This is a genomic window from Rahnella sp. BIGb0603 (genome assembly GCF_024808755.1).
GTDB classification, from domain to species: Bacteria; Pseudomonadota; Gammaproteobacteria; order Enterobacterales; family Enterobacteriaceae; genus Rahnella; species Rahnella contaminans.
Map to the genome: position 1 here is coordinate 22,747 of NZ_JANUEX010000005.1, position 22,640 is coordinate 45,386.

Below are 22,640 nucleotides of genomic sequence, written 5' to 3' on the forward strand. Positions count from 1 at the left end.
CAAAAGGTAGTGTATGGATTGCGTTAAGTTTATGTTTTAACTGATTTTTCAAGTCAGATTGTCACGGCAGTTCTCCTCGTATTGACAAAACTTAACGTTATTCAATATTGCTAACTTATTGATTTAGAGAATGTTGAAAAATAATGTGACTCAGGCCGGTTTTGCACTGTAAGCATTGCGAAAAAGTCAGCCGCAGCGGCGCTGAAGCACGGAGAAAGCGATGTCATCCGCCACGTCCTGCACCAGCTTCTGCCGGATCATCACCTGCTCCTGCGTGCCGCCATTTATGGCGCGCTGATGTTGTGTCTGGCAGATGAGTTGCCCGCTGTCTTGTCCGGGATCCAGCTGCCAGGTGGCGGCTATCGTCGCTTTCTCACCTTGCCAGACATCAAACTGTTCCACCGACACGCGGATACCGATCACCGGTTTGCCCGCCGGTGGCATCAGACTGCGGATGTCCGTCGTCTTCAGCGAACGCTCAAGCCGGGCGGTCAGCGCCGCCCGAATTTCCTCGGGCAGCGGCGCGGCCCAGAGTGCATTATCCGACATCAGCAGTTCGCCGTTGCGCTGATGGACCATCAGCTGCGGCTGATTGAGCCGCTCCGCCACGTTCACCGGTTTCACGTGGATGACAAAAGGCGCAGCGCTGGCAGCCGCGGGGGCGGGACCGGCGGCAGTGGTCAGCGTGTAATAGTGCGGAGCGGAAGACGCACAGCCGGTTAAAACCAGCAGAGTAAGCGTCGCGTAAGCCGTTCGGGCAAGTTTCATGGCTGTTCCTTTTTGTCATTCTGTCTGCCGGTCAGCAGCGCCTGCGGCTGGCGCGTTAACAGGCCGGTCAGGGTGCGCAGCGAATACAGCGTGCGCTGGAATTCAGCCAGCGTTTGCAGCAGCGGCGAATCCTCCGCCAGCAATAACTGGGCGCGGGTCAGGGTCTGATTCATCGTGCTGAGCGTCTGCGTGGTTTGCGGCAGAACCTGGCTGTTCACCTGAATCAGCGTCTGGTTGAGATTGCCCAGCGTGGCGTTGAGATTATTGCCAATCGACTCAATGGGCATTTTCGATACCTTGCCGATGAGCGTGGCGAGCTGTTCCTGAAGGTGATCAAATCCGCCATTCAGCGTCGGAATGCGCAGCGGCCGCGCATTGATATCGTAAGAAACTGGCGCGGCGTTCGGAATAAAATCGAGCGAAATATACAACTGGCCGGTCAGTAAATTCCCGGTGCGCGCCTGTGCGCGAAGGCCATGTCTGACCATATCCCGCAGGAAAACGGCGGCCTGTTTCCGGGCATCTTTTTCTGGCTTTGGCAGTTTCTCCAGCACCTGACCGAGCCGGTTCGGGTATACCTCAATCGTCACCACCGAAATAAACCGTGAACCGGCTGGCTCGTAATCCAGATCGATGGCGGTCACTTTACCGAGTTTTACGCTGGAGAATTCCACCGGCGCGCCGGTTTTCATTCCGCGTAACGATTGCTGGAAACGCAGCTGAAGGATTTGCGGCGTGCCGTCCTGCGGTGCCATAGCGGACGCCTGATCGTCGGCCAGCGTAAAAACGCTGTGATCGGGGGAAGGTGTGGCGGCGGGAGCGGCGTCTGGTGGATTAGCAAAGGCAATGCCGCCGGCAATAACCGACGCCATGGTCTGCGTTTTCAGCTGTAACCCTTCGGAATCGAGCGATAAATCCAGCCCGCTGGCATTCCAGAACCGCGTGGCAGAGGTGACGAAACGGTCATAGGGTGCGTCGATAAAGACGTTAAGGCTGACGCCTTTGCCGTCAGGGCGCAGCGCGTAGGACGACACCCGGCCCACGGGCACGCGGCGGTAATAGACGGCGGAACCGATATCCAGCGAACCGAGATCGCCCGATACCACTTCAAACTGCCTGCCGGGCATACCGTTGATGACCGCCGGTGGCGATTCCAGCCCCTGAAAAACTGAACCGGTTCTGCCGGATGTGCCGGTATCCAGGCTGATATACGCGCCGGAAAGCAGCGTGTCGATGCCCGAAACGCCGCCCATACCGACGCGCGGACGCACCACCCAGAAGCGGGTATCGGCTTTCGCCAGGCTTTCGGCACTCTTCATCAGTGACACTGTCACGAGTACGCGCTGGCTGTCCGGGCTCAGCGTGATGGATTTCACCAATCCGACGGTGACGTCTTTGTATTTCACCTCGGTTTTTCCGGCCTGTAATCCGCTTGCGGTCTGGAACGTGATCGAAATCTCCGGCCCGGCGGAGGCCCACATCTGAAAAAACAAAAACAGCCCGATTACCGCAGCGGCGGCAGGTACCAGCCAGACCAGCGACGGACGCCAGCGGCGCGGCGTGATTTCAGGTGCCGGAGAAACGTGTTCACTCATTCTTGTTATTTTCCCAAATCAAACGCGGGTCGAACTTCATGGCGGCAAGCAGGGTAAAAATCACCACGGCACCAAAAAAGACAATGCCGATGCGCGGTTCCGCACTGCTGAAACCGGGGAACTGCACCAGTGCGGCGACCAGTGCCACGACCATGACGTCGAGCATCGACCAGTAACCGATATATTCCGTCAGGCGGTACATCCGTGCGCGGCGAACGCGGCTCCTGGCCTGGCCTTTTCCGGCGGCAAGCAACAGCCCGCCGAGGATCAGGAATTTGGCGCAGGGCACGACCACGCTGGCGATAAAAATGACGGTGGCGACGCCGTATGAACCGGACGCCCAGAATTCTGCAATTCCGCCCGGAATGGTATTTTCACCGCCGTAACCGGCCAATGAGCTGTACATCACCGGCAGTAAATTGGCGGGTAAATACAACAGCAGGGCGGTCAGCAAAAACGCCCATGACTGGCTGCGGCTGTCGGGCTGGCGCGGGTGCAGCGCCGCATGACAGCGCGGGCACGGCAAACGATGAACGCCGGAAATATGCTCGCAGACCAGCCCGCAAACGTGGCAGCGGACGAGCCCCTGCGGTAACGCCTGCATGGGCATCACGGGCGGTAGCCGCGAAGGGTTTTGAGTGTCCATAACGGCTGGAAATCCTGATGATTGATCACGGGTAACAGCAGACATAAACCGAGCAATGCCCAGGTACCGGGGCCGGTGGTGATTTCAACCAGACCGGAGAGTTTGATAGCAGCAATCAGGATACTCAGCAGCGCGACTTCCGCCATGCTCCACGGTGCCAGCCCGGCGAGCAAACGCATGGCGGAGGCAAAACCGGGCGCGGCTTTTTTCCTGCACGCGTGAAATAACACCCAGCCGAGCAGCAAAATTTGCAAACACGGGCAGACAATCATCAGCAACGCCACCGGGATCGCCAGCGGCGACGCATAGCTGTGTGCCAGCGCCATCGCGGTTTGCCATAGCGTGGCCGCCTGCGACTGGCCGTGGAAGCCGATTTCCAGCACCGGAAAAACATTGGCGATGATAAAAAACAGCGCCGCCGTGAGGGTGAGCGCGAACCATTGTTCCAGACTCAGCCAGCTTCCCCGATACAACACCGCCCGGCAGCGCGGGCAGTATGCGGCCTCGCCGGGCCGCACGGATTTTCGGGTATACAGGCTGTCGCAGTGTTTGCAGATGATTTGCTGCGGATAGATTTTCATCATGAGCCCTTTCTGATTCAGCCGGTTATTTCAGCTGTTCCTGCAACTGATCCGCCCCTTTCTCCAGCCCGGTTTCTGCCGCACTCAGCGCGCCAAAAGTCGCCCCGATGTTCAGCGAGTTCGGGTACTGGCGTGAAATATAGGATTTGAGCAACTGATTGGTCGGCGCATCGTAGATTTCCACCGCATAACTCACCGAGCCGGTAAACGACCCTTGTTTGCCGCGGATTGACTGCACGATGTTGTACGGCCCGCCCATCAGGTCAAAGCGTGTGAACGTGCCGACAAACGGCGTACTGGTTTCCGCGCCGGTCAGCGTCAGGCGAATGCGCAAGGTTCCCGGCGTGATGGCGTTGGTCAGCGGGAACCGTTCCGCCACGCTTTTGCCGAAGACCTGCTGCATATGCGCCGCCAGTTGTTGTTTTTGTTCAGGAGAAACGTCATCAAACTGGGCATCTGCTCCCTGATAAATCACCACCGGATCCACAATGGCGCGGGAATATTTATTCCAGTCGACCGGCGTGTTGTAGCTGAAAGCGATATGCCCGGATTCATCCTGCGTGTCAGGTTTCATCCGGGAAGAAGAAGTGACCCCGGTGTAGGGCACAGGCTGGGTACTCGCGCACCCCGTTAATAAACCTAAAGAAATCAAAGCTGCCAGCGGATAGCTGTTTGTTAACGCAGACATACGTCTTACCTTCTTATGAAAAAATGCAGCGGGATGTCGGTTTACTTTTTCATTAAACCGTACAGTACGGTACATTTATGGGGTAAGACAATTCTCCTGTCAAGAAAATGTACAGGTGGGTTCAGTTATGAAAGTAAAAAAGAGGAAGTGTGGCAAATAGCGGTTTGCGGGGAAGGGCGAACAAACGGGTTCCGGCAAAGGTGGTCACCTCTGCCGGAGCGATTTAATTACTTCATCTCATCTGCCAAAATTGCGCGGACTTTTTCCAGCACCGGAGCCGCCTGTGTCACGCCTGCTGCGGTTTGCTCTTTTGCCCACGCGGCCTGAATCTCCGGATAACGGCTCACCGTTTGCCAGTGTTCCACTTCGCTGTGCTGAAGTTCGCGGACGTTTGCGCCGTCTTTGCGCAGCGCATCCAGCTGGTTTATATAGCCTTTGTCCATCACCTGACCGGCAGTTTTGTAGGCAGTTTCTGCGGCGCGGTGAATGGCATCCTGATCGGCTTTCGCCAGCCCGTTCCAGACCTTTTCATTCATCACCAGCAGATAAACGTGGCCGAGCCACAGCTCGCGCGAGACTAAAACCTCCGGTGCCATTTTCTGAATTTTCAGGTCATAACCGCTGTCCACGTTGACCATAATGCCGTCCAGCGCGCCGGTCTGAAACGCTTTCACCGTTTCCGGGCCCCACGGCATTGTTACCGGCTTCGCGCCCGCATTTCGCAGAAAATCCTGATGCCAGAAACTCGCTGAACGCCACGTCGTGCCCCGGATATCTTGCAGATTTTTCAGCGGATGCGTGCTGAAAAACGCCACCGGATAACCGGTGCCGAAGAAAATGTTCACGACGTTTTCGTGATGTAACTCGGCAGGAAAAGCCGGAATTTCGGCGTAAACGCGGCGGAAGAATGCAATCTGTCGGTCACCGGTCGGCCCGGCGGGAAAGCTTTTAAAAATCTGATGCAGCGGCAGATCTTTGGCCGCGTATTCCGGCACAACGGTGCCCATATCCGCTGCTGAACCCTCACTGATTACGCTCAGCGCGTTATAACCGGTCGCCCGTTCGCTGCCCCAGTGCGCGTTAATTTTCAGACGACCCTGTGATTCTTTTTCAATCGCCGGGAAGAAAACGTCATTGATGAAGCGGGTGCGCGTGCCACCCAGCGGTTCATGATCGGTGTAGTTCAGCAGGGTGGTGGCGTTTACGCAGACGGGTGACAGCAACAGGGCGAGCACCAGCGCGAGCGGTTTTCTGATTAATTCCATGTAATCTCTCAGTGAAATGATGATGAGGAAAACAGGGAGTCTAGTCGTTTCCGGTGTGGGCTGTTGTGCGCGGCAACCATTTATTTGCTGATAATCAGACACAAAAGCGCCTCTGCGAAAAGCGACAGGGGCGTTAAAAAAACATCTCAGAAGCCATTACGGAACGGAACCCGGAATATGCCCCTGCATATCGACACGCATGACACCGTGGTTCGACGTTGCCCCGCAGCCCGCCAGATACCGGCATATTGCAACAGGGCAATCACGCTGCAGGCGGACTGTTTCTGAGTATTATTTGGCAGATAAATATGAGGGAATGCAGTCCCCTGAGTACGGGTAATCGGCATTTTTTTATTTCCTTTCGCTTTGGGACAGCATGGATGGAGATTAAAAACTAGCACCCGGGAAACGATGAAAAAATCTGCCAGATGGCCGTGGGGTATTGGCTATAACCTGCATCTTGAAACATAAAAAAGCGCCATGTTTTCACATAGCGCTCAGGTTTTCGGTGATGAATTATCGCTTAGAAATCGACATTCACGCCCAGCTGGAAGCTGCGGCCTGGCATCACGGCCAGCGCTTTGTTGTATGCATCCTGATTGGTGGTTTCAGTCAGGTTGCGGCTGCTCAGGTAATCCCAGTACTTACGGTCGGTGATGTTATAGACGCCGCCGCTGAGTTTTACGTTTTTCGCCACTTTCCAGTAGGCCGTTGCATCAAGCAAACCGTAGCCAGGAACATTCATGTATTCCGTGGTGGAATCCGTGATCGGTGTACCGGCGTTGGTGTAGCTCTGACGGTTGGTCGCTTCGGCTTTTTTACCTTTCACGAAGGTTGCAGTCAGCGCCGTACCGTAGATGCCTGACGGATCATCCCATGCCACACCGGCTACAAATTTCATTGGCGGAACGCTGTCGATATCAACGTATTTGTCACCCGCGTAGCTGGATTTAGATTCACCCTTGGCGTAACCCAGTGCGAAGCTGGTGCTCAGACCGTCAACGCTGCTGAACCACGTACCGTAGTTGATTTTAGTGCTCAGATCGCCACCGTAGATAAACGCTTCATCGCGGTTTTCGGCCTGATAAATCGTATAAATATTGGAAGGCACGTTGGTGAACATGCCCGGGCTGCCTGCGCGGGTGTAACGGGTGTTAGCGATGAAGTTTTTGTACGTGTTGTAGAACACGGCCGTTTTAAAGGTCACGCCTTCGGTCGCTTCACCTTTCATGCCCCATTCGAAGTTGTTGCTGGTTTCGGTTTTCAGATTGGTATTACCGATCAGCGCATATTGCTGAGAACCGGCATAAGAAGAACCGAGGTTCCAGGAGCCGTAAAGCTGGCTGGCATCCGGGAACTGTGCGCCGCGACGGTATTGCAGGTAAGTCATCAGCTTAGGCGTGATGTCATACGTGAATGCCAGTGATGGCAGAACCTGCGTATCGGAGTTGGCTTTACCGTACAAAGTAGAAACCTGGCTTTCAGACACGGTGCTGTTAGACAAATCGGACAGGTCTGTCGCTTTCGTATTCTGGTACGCCACACGCACCGCAGGCACGATGCCGAAGTTATGGCCGTCAAGGTCAAACTTCATGGTGTCTTGCAGGAAACCGCCGAGAACGTAAGAACGGCTGTTGGCTTCCGGCTGCATGATGGTGGTGTAAACACTCTGGTCCGGGCTTTCGCGGAACGGACGTTCAGTGTTAGAGATGCGACCGTTGATCCCGGCACTCAGCTCGTGGCGACCCAGCGTTTTGAGCCAGCTGGTTTCCGCGCCATAGGTGCTGACGTCGTAATCGGAATAGACGTTCATCATCTCTTTGCTGGCGTTCGGCATGTACGTGTTGTCATGCGCCTGGGTGTACTGGTAATAGACTTTGGAGACCACGGCGTCAGCGAAATCGTTGAACGGTGTCCATTCGTCTTTCAGGCTTGCGCCCCAGCGGCGGGTGTTACTTTGCTGCTGTGCGGTACCCAGAATGGAGCTGCCAGCGCTGTTCCACGCGTCGTAATGGGTGTGATTGATTTTCTCGTAGTAATCGAGCGTGCCGGTGAATTTATGTTCGTCGTTTGGCTGCCAGATACCGGACGTCATGATGGCGTTAGAGTGCCAGTTCGCCGGATAAGCGTCGTGCGTCCCGCTGTTGTTGCTGGTTTCCTGACCGTCGCGGCGGCTGATCGCCACAAGGCCACGCAGGGTTTCGTCACCGGCAGCGGCAGTAATGCCGTTGTGCCATGAACGGTCTGAAGAATCATAATCAGACTGGTAACCGAAATAGGTTTCTTTGCCCGGACGCAGGTAATCGTCTGCGGTTTTTGGCAGGAAGGAAACGGCGCCGCCGATGGAAGTGTTGGCGCGTTCGGCTGACGTTGCGCCGGATTCGATATCCACCTGGCCGTAAATATACGGGTCGATGTAATCACGGCCGATGCCGGATGTGCCTAAACCAGCGCGGCTGGCGTAGCTGCGGCCGGTAGCACTTGGCTGTGGAATGCCGTCAACGTCGATGCTGACGCGGTTGCTTTCCAGACCACGAATGTTATAGCCGGTGTAACCGCTGCGGTCGAAGCCGCTTTTGCCGTTGCCGGAACCGCCACTTGAGCCGGTCGCGGTGATCAGTGGCTCATAACGCATGATGGTACCGAAATCGTTACCGCCACGTTTTTGCATTTCAGCCGCAGTGATGGTGGTTTTTGAGCCCGGCGTTTTATCCGGCAGGGTCTCGGTGACGGTCATCACTTCTTCATTGTTCTGTGCCAGATCCTTCGCACTGCGCACCACCGGTTTCTTTTTGATGGTTTCTGTAGATTGCGCTTTGTTCTGTGCCAGATCGGTGTTGTCTTTAACGGCTTCCGCTGCGTTTACGTTAAAGGTGGTGGTGAGAATCGTCCCCATGAAAATGACGTTTTTCACCAAACCCTGCTGTGTAAAGGATTTGAACATTTGTTTTTAGTCCTGCACTAATTTTTTTAAGTTCTGCTCGCATTTACTGCCTTTCGACAAATTCAGACGCGCTTGTCATCTGCTTTAATCTTCCGTGAAAAAGCCGTTGTCCTTATAAAATATGGGTTTAATTACCGTCCTTACCCATTTCAGCTTTGTGCGAATGATAATGATACTGATAATTGTTATCAACAAATTGGTAAATAAAAATGCGCTTCTTAACGAAATCTTTGCACTTCGTTCTGAAAAATGGGCTACGCCGGTCGCTTTACAAGGCACAAACCCGTCGTTAGAGTGGGGACATCAGGGAACTGTACTGTACAGTTTCGCCGCGACGGTTTTTGGCCGTGGCCGTAATAGCAACGTCAGGAGGGAAGATGAAAGTCCGCACCGAAGCCCGCAGGGAGGCGATTATCGATGCCGCAGCGCAATTGTTTCAGGAAACCGGTTACGAACGCGCGTCAATGAATGAGCTCGCCCGGCGTCTCGGCGGTTCAAAGGCCACGCTCTACAGCTATTTCCCGTCGAAAGAAGCGTTGTTGGTGGCGGTGGTGAAAGCCTATGCCACCGGGCATCTTTCCGACGCCGTCAGCGATCTGACCCAAACGTGGGCGGATGCCAATCTTGAAACCATCCTCACCCGTTTTGGTGAAAGAATGTTGCTGGTGCTGACCAATGATGTCTCCGCGCTGGCGGTGTATCGCATGGTGATCGCCGAGTCCGGGCATTCCGAAATCGGCACGTTGTTTTATGACGCCGGGCCACGGGAGAGCGTCGATATCCTGGCAAAATTCCTGGGCAGTGCGATGGAGCGAGGGCAACTGGCGCAGGCCGATGCGCATCTGCGCGCCTTACAGTTTCTGGCGCTGGTGACGGCGCAAACCAACACGCGCGTCTATCAGCGTAATCCGGCACCGCTGGAAATTGCGGAAATCCGCCAGATGGTGAGCAGCGCCGTCGATATGTTTTTGCGCGGCGCGGTGCGTTAATCCACCCGGTGCGTTCTGCTGCACAAACCGCCAACCGGCCTTCTTCACGATGGTCGGTTTTTTTTTGAAGTCGTTGCATAAAATATTACTAAGATATATCTTTCACTGAATTGAGAATCATTCACGTCCTGAGCGGGCTCGCGATGATAAGTTTCGCCACCTTGAGAGAAAAAATATGGAACACAAACGCACTGAATCTTCCGCCGCCAACCTGCCGGTGCGCGTTAAGAACGAACTGGTTTTCCGCCACATCACGGTAAAAAGCGCGGAAACGGTTTCCGGCTGTTTTAAACGCATTGTACTGAACGGCGACGAGCTGAAAGGTTTTACGTCCCGCGGTTTTGATGATCACATCAAACTGTTCTTCCCGGCAAATCCGGGCGACATGATTGTTCCGCCGACCGCCACAGAAGACGGCATTGCCTGGGGCGAAGGCCCGCGTCCGGTTAACCGTGAATACACACCGCTGCATTTTGATGCGCAAACTAACGAACTGACGCTGGATTTTTATATTCATGACGGCGGTGTGGCCAGCGAATGGGCCGACAATGCCAAACCGGGGGATAAACTGATCATTGGCGGGCCGCGCGGTTCCCTGATTATTCCGACGACCTACCGGTGGCAGCTGTATCTTTGCGATGAAACCGGTCTTCCGGCAGTAAAGCGCCGCCTGCGTGAACTGAAAGAGGCGGCTGTAAACGCAAAAATCACCGTACTGGTGAAAGTGAAGGACGTGAGCTGCATCAGTTATCTGGATGAAGCAAAAGATTTCAACGTCGAGTGGATCGTCAGCGATGAGCATAATGGCTATCGCGAAGATGATGCGGTTGTGCAGAAATTGAAAAGTCTGATGCTGCCTGAAAATGACTATTACGTCTGGGCCACCGGCGAAGGGAAATTCGTCAAAGGCCTGAGTGATTATTTCACCGAAACCCGCGGGCTGGATGCAAACTTTGTCCGCTGCGTGGCGTACTGGCACGCGAAATAATTTTCTGCGCCGGAACTGATTTACCCCTGTCAAGCGTGACGGAATATTTTCCCGCAGATAACAGAACGTATTTTCCCTGTTATCTGCGGTCTTTTATTTCAGTCGCTACGAATTAATACTTTGTTGCAACTGCCGCGCAAATCATTACGGCAGCCGCCCTGAACGCCATTATTTATTATTTCTGCCATCATTATAATTCTTATGACAAATTCTGAATCTTTATTCAAAGGAATGGTTATGAAATTAAAAAGCCTCAACGGGCGCTGGCGGGCGCTTTGTCTGTTACCTCTGCTGTTAGCCGGATATTCCTCTTTCAGTATCGCTGCTGATCCCGCAGCGCCTGCGCGGGAGGTGGTCAGGCCGGTGATGTCCTGCGCAAAACTTGCCGACGTTTCGCTGACCGACATTGGCGGCGAAGGCAGCCGGATCACGACTGCCAAAGAAATCACCGTGAACGGCGCAGCGGCCTGTGAAGTCGATGGCAATCTGCATCCTGAGATCGGTTTTCAGGTGATCCTGCCGGTTTCATCGTGGCAGCAACGCTATATGCAAATCGGTTGCGGCGGCCTTTGCGGGAATATTCAGCTGCAAATCGGCGCAGCAGCGGGTTGTACGCCCTTAAATACCAACGGTTTTGTTCTGGCCGCCACCGACATGGGCCATTCCATGAAGGAAGGTGACTTTGGTAAGGATCCTCAGAAACGCGTGGATTTCGCCTACCGCAGCCAGCATCTGACGGCGGAAGTGTCGAAAAAGCTGATCACGGCTTTCTATGGCCGCGCGCCTGCGTATTCCTATTTTAACGGCTGCTCGGACGGTGGCCGTGAAGCCCTGATGGAAGCGCAGCGCTTCCCGCATGATTTCAACGGGATTATTGCCGGTGCCGCCGCGATGAATTTCCAGTCGCAGAATGCGGTTTATCACGCCTGGCAGGCGCTTTCCAATACCGGGCCTGACGGCAAACCGGTGCTGCTGGCCGCGCGTTTGCCGCTGATCCACAACGCCGTGCTCAAACAATGCGACGCGCGGGATGGTCAGACCGATGGCCTGATTGCCGACCCGCAAAGTTGCCATTTCGACACCTCGGTTCTGGCGTGTAAAACCGATCCGGCCACGCCGCAGGGATCGTGTTTATCCACCGCAGAACTGACGGCGCTGAACCGGTTGTATGCGGGGCCTGTAGATCCGAAAACCGGCAAAAAACTGATTGTCGGCGGCCCGATGCCGGGTTCAGAACTGGCGTGGGAAGGTGTCTTTGTGCCGGAAAAAGCCAGCGACCCGATTTTCAGCCAGATGATCGCGCTGTCGTCGCTTAAATACATGAATTACGAGAAAAATCCGCCAGCGGATTTTACGTTAAAAGACGTGAAGTTCACCGAAGCGGCGTTTGACGAACTGCGCAAAATGCATCCGCTTTATGACGCGACCAACCCGGATCTGACGGCGTTTAAAGCCGCCGGTGGCAAGCTGATTATCTGGCACGGCTGGGCGGATCAGCACATTTCACCGCTCAATTCCGTGGCTTATCATCAGGCCGTCGGCAACGTCATGGGGGCGGCGAGCCGCGATCAGTTTGAGCGTCTGTATCTACTGCCGGGCGTGCATCACTGCTCCGGCGGTGAAGGCCCGAGCCTGGTGGATTTCCTCACACCTATGATGAACTGGGTGGAAAAGGGCACTGCGCCGGATAACATCACCACGTATCAGGCGGCAAAAGAGCAGAAAACGTCGTTCGGGCAACCGCTGCCGGAACGCGGTAAAAAGCCAGCAACTGAAATCCGTCTGGAGAAAATCCCGGCAGATACCGCTTCTCGCCCGGTTTTCCCGTACCCGGATTACGCAGTGTACAGCGGCAAAGGCGATGTGAATTCTGCCGCCAGCTATGTGCGCAAGCCGCTGGCGACGCAGCCTGCGGCTTATCACTGGCTGGGCGAAGATTTCTATAAGCCTTTTACTTTCATGAACTAATGCCATCATAAAAACGCTCCCCTTCGCACGTGAAGGGGAGATTGTGATCGGGGGCTTAACCCGTTATCTTTAGGGGATATCTTTACGCAATTTTAACCATGGTTCTGATGAAAAATAATCCTCTGGGCAACGACCGTCCTCCCGCCGGATCCGGCAACAAAGCAAACTGTATTGCTGCGAAAAAACACCGTCGTGAAAGAATGTTCGAAACCGGTGATATCCGCCTATTAATGCTGCATTTTCTGCAACAGCGTTCCGCCCACGGTTATGAACTGATCAAAGCCATCGAAGAGCTATCCAAAGGGGAATACACCCCGAGCGCCAGTATTATTTATCCGAACCTGACTTTTCTGGAAGATCAGGGACTGGTTCTGGCGAATCAGGAAGAAGGCGGGAAGAAGCAATATACGATCACCGCAGAAGGTGTGATATTGCTTAACCAGCAGGATGAATTACTGGCGACGGTGACTGAGCGGCTGCATTCGCTGGCGATCCTGTCAAATAACCGCAGCATTCCGGAAATGCAAAGGGCGATAAATAATATCCGTTCAGCGCTGAATTTAAGGCTGGCGAAAGGGCCGATCGAACAGGAAACGCTGTATAAAATCACCGATGCGTTAGATCGCGCAACCAAAGAAATTGAGCGCAGTTAAGGTTGAAAACGAAAAGCCCCCGGCGTCATTGCAGGGGGCTTTTTTTGTTTTATCCGCGCTGGCTTAATGGCCCCAGCGGCTTTTCAGGTAACGCACGGCTTCCTGCGTTTGCGGCTGGTTCAGGTAATTTTCCCGAAACAGAATGGTGCCGCTGATGCCCGGTAACGATTCATTCATATCGAGCTGTTTCTTAAGCTCCGGTACGCCACCGCCGGTGGTCCATTCAGGCTCATTCTTCGACGGCTCGCCCACTTTATACAGCGCAATACCGATATACAGGCGCGTGTTGTTCGGTTTCACGACATCCGCCCACCATTTCGCCAGCACGTCATAGCGGGCCGCCTTGCGGGAGAAAGGCCAGTAAAGCTGCGGCGCAATGTAATCGAGCAAACCCTGTTTCACCCAGAGACGCGTATCGGCATAGGCTTCGTCATACGCCGCCGCGCCGCGTGTGTCGGAACCGGCAGGGTCGAACGACAGATTACGCCAGACACCGGCAGGGCTGACGCCGAATTCAACGCCCGGTTTCAGCTGGCGGACGGTGCGGGAAACCTGTTCGATCAGCATCTGCGTATTGTGGCGACGCCAGTCCGCTTTTGAGCTGAATCCCTGACCGTATTTTCTGAACGTCATGCTGTCATCGAGCGCCGAGCCAGGGGTTTCGGCATAGAAATAGTCATCAAACTGCACGCCGTCGACCGGATAACGCGTAACGACTTCGGCCACGATGCTGGTGATCCAGTCACGCGCTTCAGGAATGCCGGGGTCAAGCACCAGGCGATCGCCTGCGGTGCGGATCCAGTCGCGGTGCAGCACATAAACGCTCGCCGGACTGAGTGACAATGTACGATTCAGCTCGGCAATCGTTGAAGGTTTGGTATTCACCGAAACGCGGTACGGGTTGAACCACGCATGCACTTTCATGCCGCGCTTGTGCGCTTCATCAAGCATAAATTTCAGCGGGTCATAACCCGGGTCTTCGCCAATCGTGCCGGTCAGCATATCGGACCAAGGCAAAATTTTGGATTGCCACAGCGCTGTGCCGTCCGGTTTAACCTGGAAGAATACGGTATTGATGCCGAGCGATTTCAGATTATCGAGCTTGTCGGTGAGGGACTTTTTCTGCTGACTGATACGCTGTGCGGGGCTGCTGACATTCACCGAAGACACCGGTGGCCAGTCGAGACGGGAAACCGTCGCCAGCCAGACGCCGCGCACCGGTTCTTTATTCTGCTCACCTTTAGGCGCAAGAGGTTGCTTTGCGACCGGCGGCAGCGGCGTGACCAGTGATTTCGGCGGCGCGGATGAACAACTCGCCAGTAACAGCGCCATGGCAATAAGAACGCCTGACTTTTTAGCCGGAGTTGCGAAGGGCAAAACAGGGGAAGAAGCGATGATAAACTCCGGGACTTTCATGTCGTTTTTCGAATGAAAACATTTTCGTAGTATTCGAATTAAAGTCAACCAGTCAGGCGCTTATCATCGCATCGGGCATGATCCGGATGCGGTAAAAATTCCGCTTATTCGTGCTCAGGCCACGGCGTCAGGATTTCGTAGCCATCTTTGGTCACGGCTACCATGTGTTCCCACTGTGCGGACAACGAGTGATCTTTGGTGACCACCGTCCAGCCGTCGGGCAGCACTTTATTCTGCTTTTTACCGGCGTTCAGCATCGGTTCGATAGTGAACAGCATGCCTTCCTGCAAAACCAGACCGCGGTTTTTTTCGCCATAATGCAGCACCTGCGGGTCTTCGTGATAACCCATGCCAATGCCGTGGCCGCAATACTCTTCCACGATGGAAAAACCTTCGCGTTTCGCGACGGCGGCAATGGCATAACCGACGTCACCCAGCGTGGCGCCGGGGCGGACGACTTCAATGCCGGCCATCATGGCTTCATACGTGGTATCCGTCAGACGGCGGGCAAGAATGCCCGGCTCACCGGCGTAATACATGCGGCTGGTATCGCCGTACCAGCCGTCTTTGATCAGCGCGACGTCGATGTTAACGATATCGCCTTTCTTCAGCGCTTTATCGGACGGAATGCCGTGGCAAATCACATGATTGACGGAGGTACAGGTCGTTTTCTGATAACCGTGATAGCCGATATTGGCCGGGATCGCCTGCAATTCGTTGACGATGAAATCGTGGCAGATGCGGTCCAGTTCATTGGTCGTGACGCCGGGCACAACGTAAGGCGTGATCATATGCAAAACCCGGGCGGCCAGTTTGCCTGCGATGCGGGCTTTGCTGATCCCTTCCGGCGTTTTGATCATCCGGTTATTGTTAACAAAATACGCGCTGTCTAAACCACTATTCATTACTTGCCTTCCTGTGTGTGCCGCCCACGTTTAACAGCGTACGGAAACTGTCGGTGTTCTCATCGGATTCCATGCTGCATCGCACCAGCAGCCGGGAGATTTCGCTGTGAGTCATGTCCGGATGGGTTTCCATTAACATGCCAATTTTCATCCAGTGTTCGGCCTGTGCATTGATCGAACGCGTATAAGCCAGGCTGGCGATGCGTAAGTTTTCATGCATCAGTTCTGAAATCTTGATGATGCCCATAAGTGTGCCTCAGTAGTATACGAAACATATATGTTTTATATACTAACCGGAAAAAAGCCGCAGCTCAACCTGTGCCGCTCATGACACCTTTCCGGCGTTGACGTATATTGTGGCCAGTTTTCAATTTCTTATCGTATAAAACACATCAATAAGGTTCACATGAAATCTACAAGTAAGTTACTTATTGGGCTTGTCTGTGTCATGGCACTTTCCGGTTGCGCGCGTACCGAGCCGGTATTAACGCCGCACACCACGCTGACCACGCATAATTCAGAAAATCAGATCCGCACGGCGATTATCGACGCCGGGCAGAAACGCGGCTGGATAATGACGGATGGCGCGCCGGGCGTGATTAACGGCCACCTGAATAACCGTGAACACAAAGCGGATATCCGCATCACCTATAACACCACCGGTTACACCATTAATTATGTGGTAAGTACCAACCTGCTGGCAGAGAAAGGTGAAATTCACCGCAGCTACAACCATTGGGTGAACAACCTCGATAACGATATTCAGATCCGCCTGGCGTCCAGCGCGACGAAATAAGCTGTGTCCGGGGCACGTCGTTATTCATGACTGACTGTCAGCGAAAAGGCCTCCGTTGAGAAACGGAGGTTTTTTTAATTTCAGACAGGTACCCGTTTGTTACGGGGTTTCATACAGGAGTGCCGCATCGTCTTATTGCTGATTACTGCAATGCCTTTAAAATTTGCATCGCGGCTTTTACCCGCTCAGTGTTGGGGTAATTTTTATTCGCCAGCATAACGATGCCTGCCTGTTTTTCAGGAATAAAAGCCACATAGGCACCAAATCCGCCCGTCGCTCCGGTTTTGTGAACCCATGATGCATTTACACGCGGATGCGACTGCGCACTCCGTACCTGTTGCGGGCCCAGCGCGATCTGGTTATCTGCGCCGTTTACTGCCAGCTCAGCCTGAGCTGGCCAGTCAAGCATTTCCCAGCCCAGCCCCTGATTGAGTGCGTCGGTGCGATAAAAACGCGTTTGTGCCAGATCCAAAGCTTGCCGTAACGTCTTATCTGCCACGTCCTGCGGATCCATATTCGCCTGCATCCAGCGCGACATATCTTTTATCGAAGATTTCACCCCATAGGCTTCTGCATCCAGCATACCCGGCGATACACGAACGGGCTTACCCTCACGGTAACCCCAGGCGTAAGCGCTTTTGGCAGAATCCGGCACAGTAATGAAGGTGTGGCTGAGCTTTAAAGGCGTAAATACGCGTTGTTGCATGGCTTGCTCAAAGGAAAGTCCGGTAGGTTTGACCGCTAAAAAGCCAAAAAGACCGATACTGCTGTTCGCATACTGACGCGCGGTTCCGGGTGACCATTGGGGTTGCCACTGCTGATAGAAGTGTACCAATGCCTTCTCATCTGTGACGGCATCCGGGACCTGCAACGGCAGGCCACCTGCGGTGTAAGTCGCCAGCTGAAGCAGCGTGATGTCGTGCCACTGCGGTGTGTTAAGTGCGTGCCAGTATTTGCTGGCCGGATCCGTAAGCGCAATCTCGCCTTTCGTCACGGCGACGCCACCCAAAACACCCGTGAAGGTTTTACTCACTGAGCCCAGTTCAAAGAGGGTGTCTTCTGTGACCGGACGCTTTTGTGCTTCATCAGCCATGCCCCAGGTAAAGTAGTAGGGCTTTCCTTTAACCACCACCGCGACCGCCATTCCGGGAATGCCTTGCTGCTGCATCAGAGGCTTTATCGCCTGGCTCACGGTAGTTTCCACATCCGGGGCGGCTGCGTTACTCATTGAGCACACAGAGGCCAATACCGTCGCTATCAACGTTTTAGAAATTAACTTCACTGTTTTTAACCTTATGGTTTGTTGTCCCACCTGAATTTTGCCCAGTTTGACAGATTGCAACAAACTGTTAATTTTAGGGGCTGGTAAAAGAAAAACTTACAGGTGAAATCGTGGTTCGCCCTTACATCCCTTTAAATGCCCTGAGATCATTCGAAGCCGCCGCCCGCCATCTAAGCTTTACTAATGCGGCCTCAGAGCTGCATGTCACTCATGCGGCGGTCAGCCAACAGGTGAAATCACTGGAACAGCAGCTGGGCTGCCCGTTGTTTGTGCGTGTTTCACGCGGACTGATGCTGACCCCGGAAGGCGAAAGTCTGCTGCCGGTATTAAATGATTCTTTCGATCGTATTGCTGATACGTTGGATCGTTTCTGGGCAGGGCAAGTACGGGAAAAACTTAAAGTGGGTGTGGTAGGAAGCTTTGCCATCGGCTTGCTGTTGCCGCGAATGGATGATTTCAACCACCATCACCCGCACATTGAACTGCAACTTTCCACCCACAATAATCGCGTTGATCCTGCTGCGGAAGGTCACGATTACACCATTCGCTTCGGTAGCGGTGCCTGGCACGGCACAGAGGCACAGTTTATTTGCGATGCCCCCCTGTCGCCGCTGTGTATTTCCGCGATTGCGCGCCAGTTGCAGCATCCTGCCGATGTGCACAAATTTACCCTGCTGCGCTCTTTTCGCCGTGATGAATGGAGCCACTGGTTGCAAAGCATTAATGAACATCCACCTTCTCCCGCGCAACCTGTGATGATATTTGACTCATCACTGACCATGATCGAAGCCACGCTGATGGGGACAGGCATTGCGCTCGCCCCCTGTAAGATTTTCAATCACCTTTTACAAACGGAAAAACTCATCCGCCCCTTTGCCGCTGAAATCAACCTCGGAGGCTACTGGCTGACACGGTTACAAACGCGCGCCGAAAGTCCCGCTATGAAGGCGTTCTCCAGCTGGTTAAGTGCGCAATTTAGTGCGGAATGAAATAGGAGAGCTGTGTCAGGGTGTTATTGTTGAGCACTAGAAGAAGAAGGTCGAAAAAGAAGCCTTACATTTAATTGTTTCAGTATCCGGAGGGGGTAAAATCATTGCCTGTGATAATCACCCGCAGAGTTTATGCAGGTTTTGAGCGGAGAGTTTTGAGTTTTACTCCTCAATCTGTTTATTGCAATATCTGACAATATTGCTCAAAGGTATAAACCTAAAGGGTCGCCTGATGCAGAGAACAAACCATAAAAAGATATTTATCCTTATATTCTTCTTACTCTTCGCTCAATTACTGAGCGGGTGCGTACTGACCCGGGTTTCTGAAAAATCGCATGCCAGAGAAGTCGGGAACCTGAATCTTATCGGAATGAGCATGGATGCGGCGAAAGAAAAATTAAGTAAAGAAGGGTTTGATTGCAGCGACTATCCTGAGACCAATAGGGTGCAAACCGAATCCGGCCCACGCACTTTAATACAGCTTGATTGTAGCAAACGAAGCTTAGAACTGATTTGTCCGCAAATACGCTATGCGGTACTCAATGTCGACCCCCAAAGCTTCAAAGTGGTATTGGTGGGAAAACGCATAACTGAACAAGCCTGTTTTTGATGATTAAATCCAGATGTAATTAGCGAGTAAAAGACGGGGCTGCTTGCAAAAGGGAAAATATCTCACGTTAAGCCTTTTTTTAAGCAGACATCAGTTTTCCGGAATATCTCTAAATATGGACGGTTTGAATGACGGGAACACTTAGATTTCAAGTGCAGCAAGAATGAGGGGTTCCATTTTCTCTGGGGAGGTGAATGGGGCAAAACGTTTGAGCGGTTTGCCGTCGCGACCGATCAGGAACTTAGTAAAGTTCCACTTGATCCGTCCACCCGGCACGCCGGGTAATTGGTCTTTCAGGTAACGAAATACCGGGTGCGTAGTTGCACCGTTGACTTCTACTTTCTCAAATATCGGGAAGCTCACACCATAGTTGATGTGGCAGGTCTGCGCGATTTCGTCGGCACCACCGGGTTCCTGATTACCGAACTGGTTGCAGGGGAAGCCAAGCACCACCAGACCTGAGGCGGCGAACTTCTTGTAGAGTGTTTCAAGCCCTGCGTATTGTGGTGTGAAGCCACAATGGCTGGCGGTATTCACCACCAGAACCAGTTTGCCAGCATAGTCGGCCATAGAAATGAGCTGGCCATCCAGGCGGGTGGCGGTAAGTTGATGAAAGATGGTCATGTCAGTATCCTCAGAGCAGTTTTGCAAAATCGAACCAAAACAAACAACCAACAGGCCACCTTTGACCTGCTCAAGAGCCGTTCATTTGCCGGAAACACCTGACGATCCTTTATTGTGTTGTGGCACAAATTGGCCTGAGAAGGTGTGACGCCATTAATAAACAAAAAACTAATTCCTGTTCATACCTCAATGAAAAATATGTTCAGCGTTCTTTCTCATCAATCCAGGCCATGAGATCGGCCAGCCTCTTCTCAGAAAACACGGCTATCCCGTGTTCTGTGAGTAACGAAGCTGCGACACCCATACCTGACTTACGCTGGCCGCTAAATGAACCGTCATAGATGAATTGGCTACCGCATGTTGGACTGCCGTCGGTTAACAGTGCAGCGGTACAACCTGACTCCTGAGCGGTACGTAGTGCCAGCCAGGCGGCAAGCTGATAATGCTCAGTGACGTCCTGCCCCGTAATTTCATGTATTCTGATCTGCGTCTGTATGACGTCTTTGCCATCAGTAGAAACAATCTCCGCCGGAGGACGTGGAATTGGCAATCCGGCAGCCAGTTCAGGGCAATGGATCACCAGACGCTGCTCTTTTTGCCAGCGCTGCAACTGATCGGTCATTTGTGCTTTCTCGCTTCCGTCGTAGCGCACTTTGAACCCCATCAGGCAAGCACTTACCAGTATTTTATTCATCATCGTTATCGTCTGTGAGTGCAAATGAATGCCTGGATTATAACATCTCCTCTTTTTACACTTTTCAATTTATTGAATTTCAGGAAATGTTATGGGAATAATACGGTGGTAGTGACAGAGCGGGATTTTCAATCTTTTTTGGCAACTTAAGTTAAATTAAAATCTGATAAATCTGTTTTTATAAATATAAATTTTGGCCTCAGATAATAATCACACAATACCTAAGGGAATTAAATGAAGTTACTTCAAGGCTTGCTTTTCATATTGTCCGTTGCAATAACCGGTCAGGCCAGTGCCGCCACCACCACGCTGACGGATGTGCTGGGAAATAAAATAACCTTAGAGACGCCGGTGAAAAGGGCGGTATTGGGTTTCTATTTCGAAGATTATATGGCGGTGGGGGGTGAACAGGCGTTTGATCATATTGTCGGCATTTCGCGTGAAGCCTGGCATGGCAAAGTGCCTGCGAACTGGGATATGTATATTAAACACCGTCCTTCCATTGCCGACATTCCGGATATTGGCGAAATCGACCTGCACAATGTGTCACTGGAAAAGTTAATCAGCCTGAAGCCGGATGTGGTCATTTTGGCCAGCTGGCAGTACGCGGCGCTGAAGTATGAAGTCACGCAACTTCAGAACTTGCATATTCCGGTTGTCGTGCTCGATTACAATGATCAGACGGTAGAAAATCATGTGAAATCTACGGAAATAATCGGGATATTAACCGGCCAGACTGACCGCGCCAATGAGCTGGCCCTGCTTTATAAAAATAACATCACACTGATTGAAGACAGGATCAGACAGGCAAATCTGCCTAAGCCAAAAGTCTACATTGAGTTTGGTAATAAAGGTCCGGCGGAGTATTCCTTCACCTATGGTGAAAATATGTGGGGCGTGATGCTGCGTCTTGCAGGCGGCGAAAATATAGCAGCGCCTTTTGTTAAACAGTGGGGCGAAATTAATCCTGAGCAGTTGCTGGTCGCCAGACCGGATGTCATTTTTATTTCCGGCAGGGAAAACAATAAAGTTGATACAGCACTGGAAATGGGCATCGGCGTCAATGAAGCCACAGCAAGAGCTAAACTTAACGGGTTCGCCCACCGTGACGGCTGGGGTTCATTACCGGCGATTCAGAATGGCAAACTCTACGGTGTATATCAGGGCGCATCTCGTACGCTGGTCGATTTCACAATGGTACAGTTCATCGCTAAATCTCTTTATCCAGATTTATTTAAGGATATTGATCCGGTGAAAAACTATCACGATTATTACCAAAAATACCTGCCAGTTATGCCGGTGGGCACCTTTGCGTTATCGGCCAGCGGCGGACAACACTGATCTTTGTCGTTAAAATAAGCCCGGATTATCTCCTAATGCTTGTCAGTTAAGCTTTTGACGGAAGCCGTAACGCCGGGCGTTGCGGCTTCTTTTTACCGCTCTTGGGCAGTTTCTTACCCACTGACTTGTCAGTACAAAACTCTCTGCCATCTCCGGTATCTCTGATCGGCTGCCATAGATTTACACGGAACAATGTTAGTAACGTTCGCTGATGGCACGGAATGTAAATGCTGAAGTGAATCGTCCGCGATGAGCGAGGAGCGGAAGTTAGCAATTGTTCTCACAACTGATTAAGGCATTACTAACATCACGATGTATTAATTAACGGGGTTAAGGTCAAATCCTACCGCACCCCCTTTTTTGATACATAATGTTTTCACTCTGCTACTGACTAAAGGTCATAGAAGTTAACAACCCCTTGTTAGTCAGATCATGGACTATCACTTAAGGGAATAAAGAAGGTTACAAATGACGGCCCCAAACTCCGCAAGCTATCCCATTCCTGCTGATTGGCAAAATTTCGAGAGACTCTGCATCACTTTGATGAGTGAAATTTATGGTTACAAGTTTCAGGCCTATGGCCGTAGCGGGCAGCGGCAGAACGGCGTAGATGCGCTTGGCATTCTTCCAAATGGAGATGTAATCGCAGTTCAGTGCAAAGGTAAGGATCAAGGTTATGGTAGTAGACTTAAACCAAAGGATATTCATACCGCAGTTAAAGAAACTAAGAATTTCAAGAATAGAATCGCTCACTTCTACATTCTGTCGACCTGCCCAAATGATGTCACTCTTGAAGATGAAGCCGTGCAGATTACCCAGTCGCATTTGTTTCAAGGACGCTTTCCGGTAACATAACGTGCCTCAGCAGAAGTATATGGAAAATACACAACACATTTCA

General features: G+C 52.5%; 22 protein-coding genes. 9 read left to right on the forward strand and 13 right to left on the reverse strand.

Features of this window, described 5'->3' with window-relative positions; genetic code table 11:
- Positions 1-186: 186 nt before the first annotated feature.
- The 7 genes from M2403_RS14280 to M2403_RS14310 form a co-directional block, all read right to left on the reverse strand.
- The gene (locus tag M2403_RS14280; protein WP_259229666.1) at positions 187-768 is read right to left on the reverse strand and encodes a membrane integrity-associated transporter subunit PqiC; all 582 of its coding nucleotides are present in this window, start codon (positions 766-768) and stop codon (positions 187-189) included.
- Entirely contained in the window at positions 765-2,363 is a 1,599-nt protein-coding gene (locus M2403_RS14285) for an intermembrane transport protein PqiB (protein ID WP_259229668.1), read from the reverse strand. The genes M2403_RS14280 and M2403_RS14285 overlap by 4 nt, the downstream gene beginning before the upstream one ends.
- Positions 2,356-3,009 (reverse strand): paraquat-inducible protein A, encoded by a 654-nt coding sequence (locus M2403_RS14290; protein WP_405047827.1) that lies wholly within the window; start codon positions 3,007-3,009, stop codon positions 2,356-2,358. The genes M2403_RS14285 and M2403_RS14290 overlap by 8 nt, the downstream gene beginning before the upstream one ends.
- Positions 2,973-3,593 (reverse strand): paraquat-inducible protein A, encoded by a 621-nt coding sequence (locus tag M2403_RS14295; protein ID WP_310503638.1) that lies wholly within the window; start codon positions 3,591-3,593, stop codon positions 2,973-2,975. Before M2403_RS14295 ends, M2403_RS14290 begins: the two co-directional genes overlap by 37 nt.
- Before the next feature lie 22 nt (positions 3,594-3,615).
- Positions 3,616-4,278 (reverse strand): DUF3313 domain-containing protein, encoded by a 663-nt coding sequence (locus tag M2403_RS14300; protein WP_259229669.1) that lies wholly within the window; start codon positions 4,276-4,278, stop codon positions 3,616-3,618.
- 227 nt (positions 4,279-4,505) lie between these two features.
- The gene (gene dctP, locus M2403_RS14305) at positions 4,506-5,543 is read right to left on the reverse strand and encodes a TRAP transporter substrate-binding protein DctP (RefSeq protein WP_152326621.1); all 1,038 of its coding nucleotides are present in this window, start codon (positions 5,541-5,543) and stop codon (positions 4,506-4,508) included.
- Positions 5,544-6,066: 523 nt separating this feature from the next.
- Positions 6,067-8,439: a TonB-dependent receptor domain-containing protein gene (locus M2403_RS14310; protein WP_371819759.1), complete on the reverse strand. Its 2,373-nt coding sequence runs from the start codon at positions 8,437-8,439 to the stop codon at positions 6,067-6,069.
- Positions 8,440-8,864: 425 nt separating this feature from the next.
- On the opposite strand from M2403_RS14310, the gene M2403_RS14315 reads away from it, so the two are divergent.
- From M2403_RS14315 to M2403_RS14330, 4 genes are all read left to right on the forward strand, one after another.
- Entirely contained in the window at positions 8,865-9,476 is a 612-nt protein-coding gene (locus tag M2403_RS14315; RefSeq protein WP_152326618.1) for a TetR/AcrR family transcriptional regulator, read from the forward strand.
- Positions 9,477-9,651: 175 nt separating this feature from the next.
- Positions 9,652-10,464 carry a siderophore-interacting protein gene (locus M2403_RS14320; RefSeq protein ID WP_152326617.1) on the forward strand — a complete coding sequence of 271 codons (813 nt, stop codon included), beginning with the start codon at positions 9,652-9,654 and terminating at the stop codon, positions 10,462-10,464.
- Positions 10,465-10,701: 237 nt separating this feature from the next.
- Positions 10,702-12,432 carry a tannase/feruloyl esterase family alpha/beta hydrolase gene (locus M2403_RS14325; RefSeq protein WP_217153010.1) on the forward strand — a complete coding sequence of 577 codons (1,731 nt, stop codon included), beginning with the start codon at positions 10,702-10,704 and terminating at the stop codon, positions 12,430-12,432.
- Between the two features lie 107 nt (positions 12,433-12,539).
- Positions 12,540-13,085, forward strand: coding sequence for a PadR family transcriptional regulator (locus M2403_RS14330; RefSeq protein ID WP_217153009.1), 546 nt, complete (start codon positions 12,540-12,542; stop codon positions 13,083-13,085).
- A 63-nt stretch (positions 13,086-13,148) separates the two neighbouring features.
- On the opposite strand, the gene M2403_RS14335 is transcribed toward M2403_RS14330, so the two are convergent.
- From M2403_RS14335 to M2403_RS14345, 3 genes are all read right to left on the reverse strand, one after another.
- The gene (locus M2403_RS14335) at positions 13,149-14,501 is read right to left on the reverse strand and encodes a glycoside hydrolase family 10 protein (protein WP_405047828.1); all 1,353 of its coding nucleotides are present in this window, start codon (positions 14,499-14,501) and stop codon (positions 13,149-13,151) included.
- A 104-nt stretch (positions 14,502-14,605) separates the two neighbouring features.
- On the reverse strand, positions 14,606-15,406 hold the full coding sequence (gene map, locus M2403_RS14340; protein ID WP_259229675.1) for a type I methionyl aminopeptidase: 801 nt from the start codon (positions 15,404-15,406) through the stop codon (positions 14,606-14,608).
- On the reverse strand, positions 15,399-15,653 hold the full coding sequence (locus M2403_RS14345; RefSeq protein WP_104925134.1) for a ParD-like family protein: 255 nt from the start codon (positions 15,651-15,653) through the stop codon (positions 15,399-15,401). Before M2403_RS14345 ends, map begins: the two co-directional genes overlap by 8 nt.
- Before the next feature lie 159 nt (positions 15,654-15,812).
- Here M2403_RS14345 and M2403_RS14350 point away from each other — a divergent pair, with 159 nt between their 5' ends.
- Positions 15,813-16,202, forward strand: coding sequence for a hypothetical protein (locus tag M2403_RS14350; RefSeq protein ID WP_259229682.1), 390 nt, complete (start codon positions 15,813-15,815; stop codon positions 16,200-16,202).
- A gap of 142 nt (positions 16,203-16,344) precedes the next feature.
- On the opposite strand, the gene ampC is transcribed toward M2403_RS14350, so the two are convergent.
- The gene (ampC, locus tag M2403_RS14355; RefSeq protein ID WP_259229685.1) at positions 16,345-17,430 is read right to left on the reverse strand and encodes a class C beta-lactamase; all 1,086 of its coding nucleotides are present in this window, start codon (positions 17,428-17,430) and stop codon (positions 16,345-16,347) included.
- Positions 17,431-17,594: 164 nt separating this feature from the next.
- Here ampC and ampR point away from each other — a divergent pair, with 164 nt between their 5' ends.
- Together ampR and M2403_RS14365 are read left to right on the forward strand one after the other, a co-directional pair.
- Positions 17,595-18,473 carry a LysR family transcriptional regulator AmpR gene (gene ampR, locus M2403_RS14360; RefSeq protein ID WP_259229686.1) on the forward strand — a complete coding sequence of 293 codons (879 nt, stop codon included), beginning with the start codon at positions 17,595-17,597 and terminating at the stop codon, positions 18,471-18,473.
- Positions 18,474-18,705: 232 nt separating this feature from the next.
- A complete protein-coding gene (locus M2403_RS14365) occupies positions 18,706-19,083 on the forward strand; it encodes a hypothetical protein (protein WP_165060094.1) in 378 nt (125 codons plus the stop codon).
- Between the two features lie 141 nt (positions 19,084-19,224).
- On the opposite strand, the gene M2403_RS14370 is transcribed toward M2403_RS14365, so the two are convergent.
- Together M2403_RS14370 and M2403_RS14375 are read right to left on the reverse strand one after the other, a co-directional pair.
- Positions 19,225-19,707: a glutathione peroxidase gene (locus tag M2403_RS14370; protein ID WP_259229687.1), complete on the reverse strand. Its 483-nt coding sequence runs from the start codon at positions 19,705-19,707 to the stop codon at positions 19,225-19,227.
- 202 nt (positions 19,708-19,909) lie between these two features.
- The gene (locus tag M2403_RS14375) at positions 19,910-20,404 is read right to left on the reverse strand and encodes a DUF523 domain-containing protein (RefSeq protein ID WP_259229688.1); all 495 of its coding nucleotides are present in this window, start codon (positions 20,402-20,404) and stop codon (positions 19,910-19,912) included.
- Positions 20,405-20,635: 231 nt separating this feature from the next.
- Between M2403_RS14375 and M2403_RS14380 the strand changes: the two genes are divergently transcribed.
- Together M2403_RS14380 and M2403_RS14385 are read left to right on the forward strand one after the other, a co-directional pair.
- Positions 20,636-21,742 carry an ABC transporter substrate-binding protein gene (locus M2403_RS14380; RefSeq protein WP_259229689.1) on the forward strand — a complete coding sequence of 369 codons (1,107 nt, stop codon included), beginning with the start codon at positions 20,636-20,638 and terminating at the stop codon, positions 21,740-21,742.
- Positions 21,743-22,210: 468 nt separating this feature from the next.
- Positions 22,211-22,597 carry a restriction endonuclease gene (locus tag M2403_RS14385; RefSeq protein WP_259229690.1) on the forward strand — a complete coding sequence of 129 codons (387 nt, stop codon included), beginning with the start codon at positions 22,211-22,213 and terminating at the stop codon, positions 22,595-22,597.
- Positions 22,598-22,640 lie beyond the last annotated feature (43 nt).

Bases quoted from the DNA above. Each gene is read 5' to 3' on its own strand.
- M2403_RS14280 (WP_259229666.1), bottom strand. From the start codon at position 768: ATGAAACTTGCCCGAACGGCTTACGCGACGCTTACTCTGCTGGTTTTA.
- M2403_RS14285 (WP_259229668.1), bottom strand. From the start codon at position 2,363: ATGAGTGAACACGTTTCTCCGGCACCTGAAATCACGCCGCGCCGCTGG.
- M2403_RS14290 (WP_405047827.1), bottom strand. From the start codon at position 3,009: ATGGACACTCAAAACCCTTCGCGGCTACCGCCCGTGATGCCCATGCAG.
- M2403_RS14295 (WP_310503638.1), bottom strand. From the start codon at position 3,593: ATGATGAAAATCTATCCGCAGCAAATCATCTGCAAACACTGCGACAGC.
- M2403_RS14300 (WP_259229669.1), bottom strand. From the start codon at position 4,278: ATGTCTGCGTTAACAAACAGCTATCCGCTGGCAGCTTTGATTTCTTTA.
- dctP (WP_152326621.1), bottom strand. From the start codon at position 5,543: ATGGAATTAATCAGAAAACCGCTCGCGCTGGTGCTCGCCCTGTTGCTG.
- M2403_RS14310 (WP_371819759.1), bottom strand. From the start codon at position 8,439: ATGGGGACGATTCTCACCACCACCTTTAACGTAAACGCAGCGGAAGCC.
- M2403_RS14315 (WP_152326618.1), top strand. From the start codon at position 8,865: ATGAAAGTCCGCACCGAAGCCCGCAGGGAGGCGATTATCGATGCCGCA.
- M2403_RS14320 (WP_152326617.1), top strand. From the start codon at position 9,652: ATGGAACACAAACGCACTGAATCTTCCGCCGCCAACCTGCCGGTGCGC.
- M2403_RS14325 (WP_217153010.1), top strand. From the start codon at position 10,702: ATGAAATTAAAAAGCCTCAACGGGCGCTGGCGGGCGCTTTGTCTGTTA.
- M2403_RS14330 (WP_217153009.1), top strand. From the start codon at position 12,540: ATGAAAAATAATCCTCTGGGCAACGACCGTCCTCCCGCCGGATCCGGC.
- M2403_RS14335 (WP_405047828.1), bottom strand. From the start codon at position 14,501: ATGAAAGTCCCGGAGTTTATCATCGCTTCTTCCCCTGTTTTGCCCTTC.
- map (WP_259229675.1), bottom strand. From the start codon at position 15,406: ATGAATAGTGGTTTAGACAGCGCGTATTTTGTTAACAATAACCGGATG.
- M2403_RS14345 (WP_104925134.1), bottom strand. From the start codon at position 15,653: ATGGGCATCATCAAGATTTCAGAACTGATGCATGAAAACTTACGCATC.
- M2403_RS14350 (WP_259229682.1), top strand. From the start codon at position 15,813: ATGAAATCTACAAGTAAGTTACTTATTGGGCTTGTCTGTGTCATGGCA.
- ampC (WP_259229685.1), bottom strand. From the start codon at position 17,430: ATGAGTAACGCAGCCGCCCCGGATGTGGAAACTACCGTGAGCCAGGCG.
- M2403_RS14365 (WP_165060094.1), top strand. From the start codon at position 18,706: ATGCAGAGAACAAACCATAAAAAGATATTTATCCTTATATTCTTCTTA.
- M2403_RS14370 (WP_259229687.1), bottom strand. From the start codon at position 19,707: ATGACCATCTTTCATCAACTTACCGCCACCCGCCTGGATGGCCAGCTC.
- M2403_RS14375 (WP_259229688.1), bottom strand. From the start codon at position 20,404: ATGATGAATAAAATACTGGTAAGTGCTTGCCTGATGGGGTTCAAAGTG.
- M2403_RS14380 (WP_259229689.1), top strand. From the start codon at position 20,636: ATGAAGTTACTTCAAGGCTTGCTTTTCATATTGTCCGTTGCAATAACC.
- M2403_RS14385 (WP_259229690.1), top strand. From the start codon at position 22,211: ATGACGGCCCCAAACTCCGCAAGCTATCCCATTCCTGCTGATTGGCAA.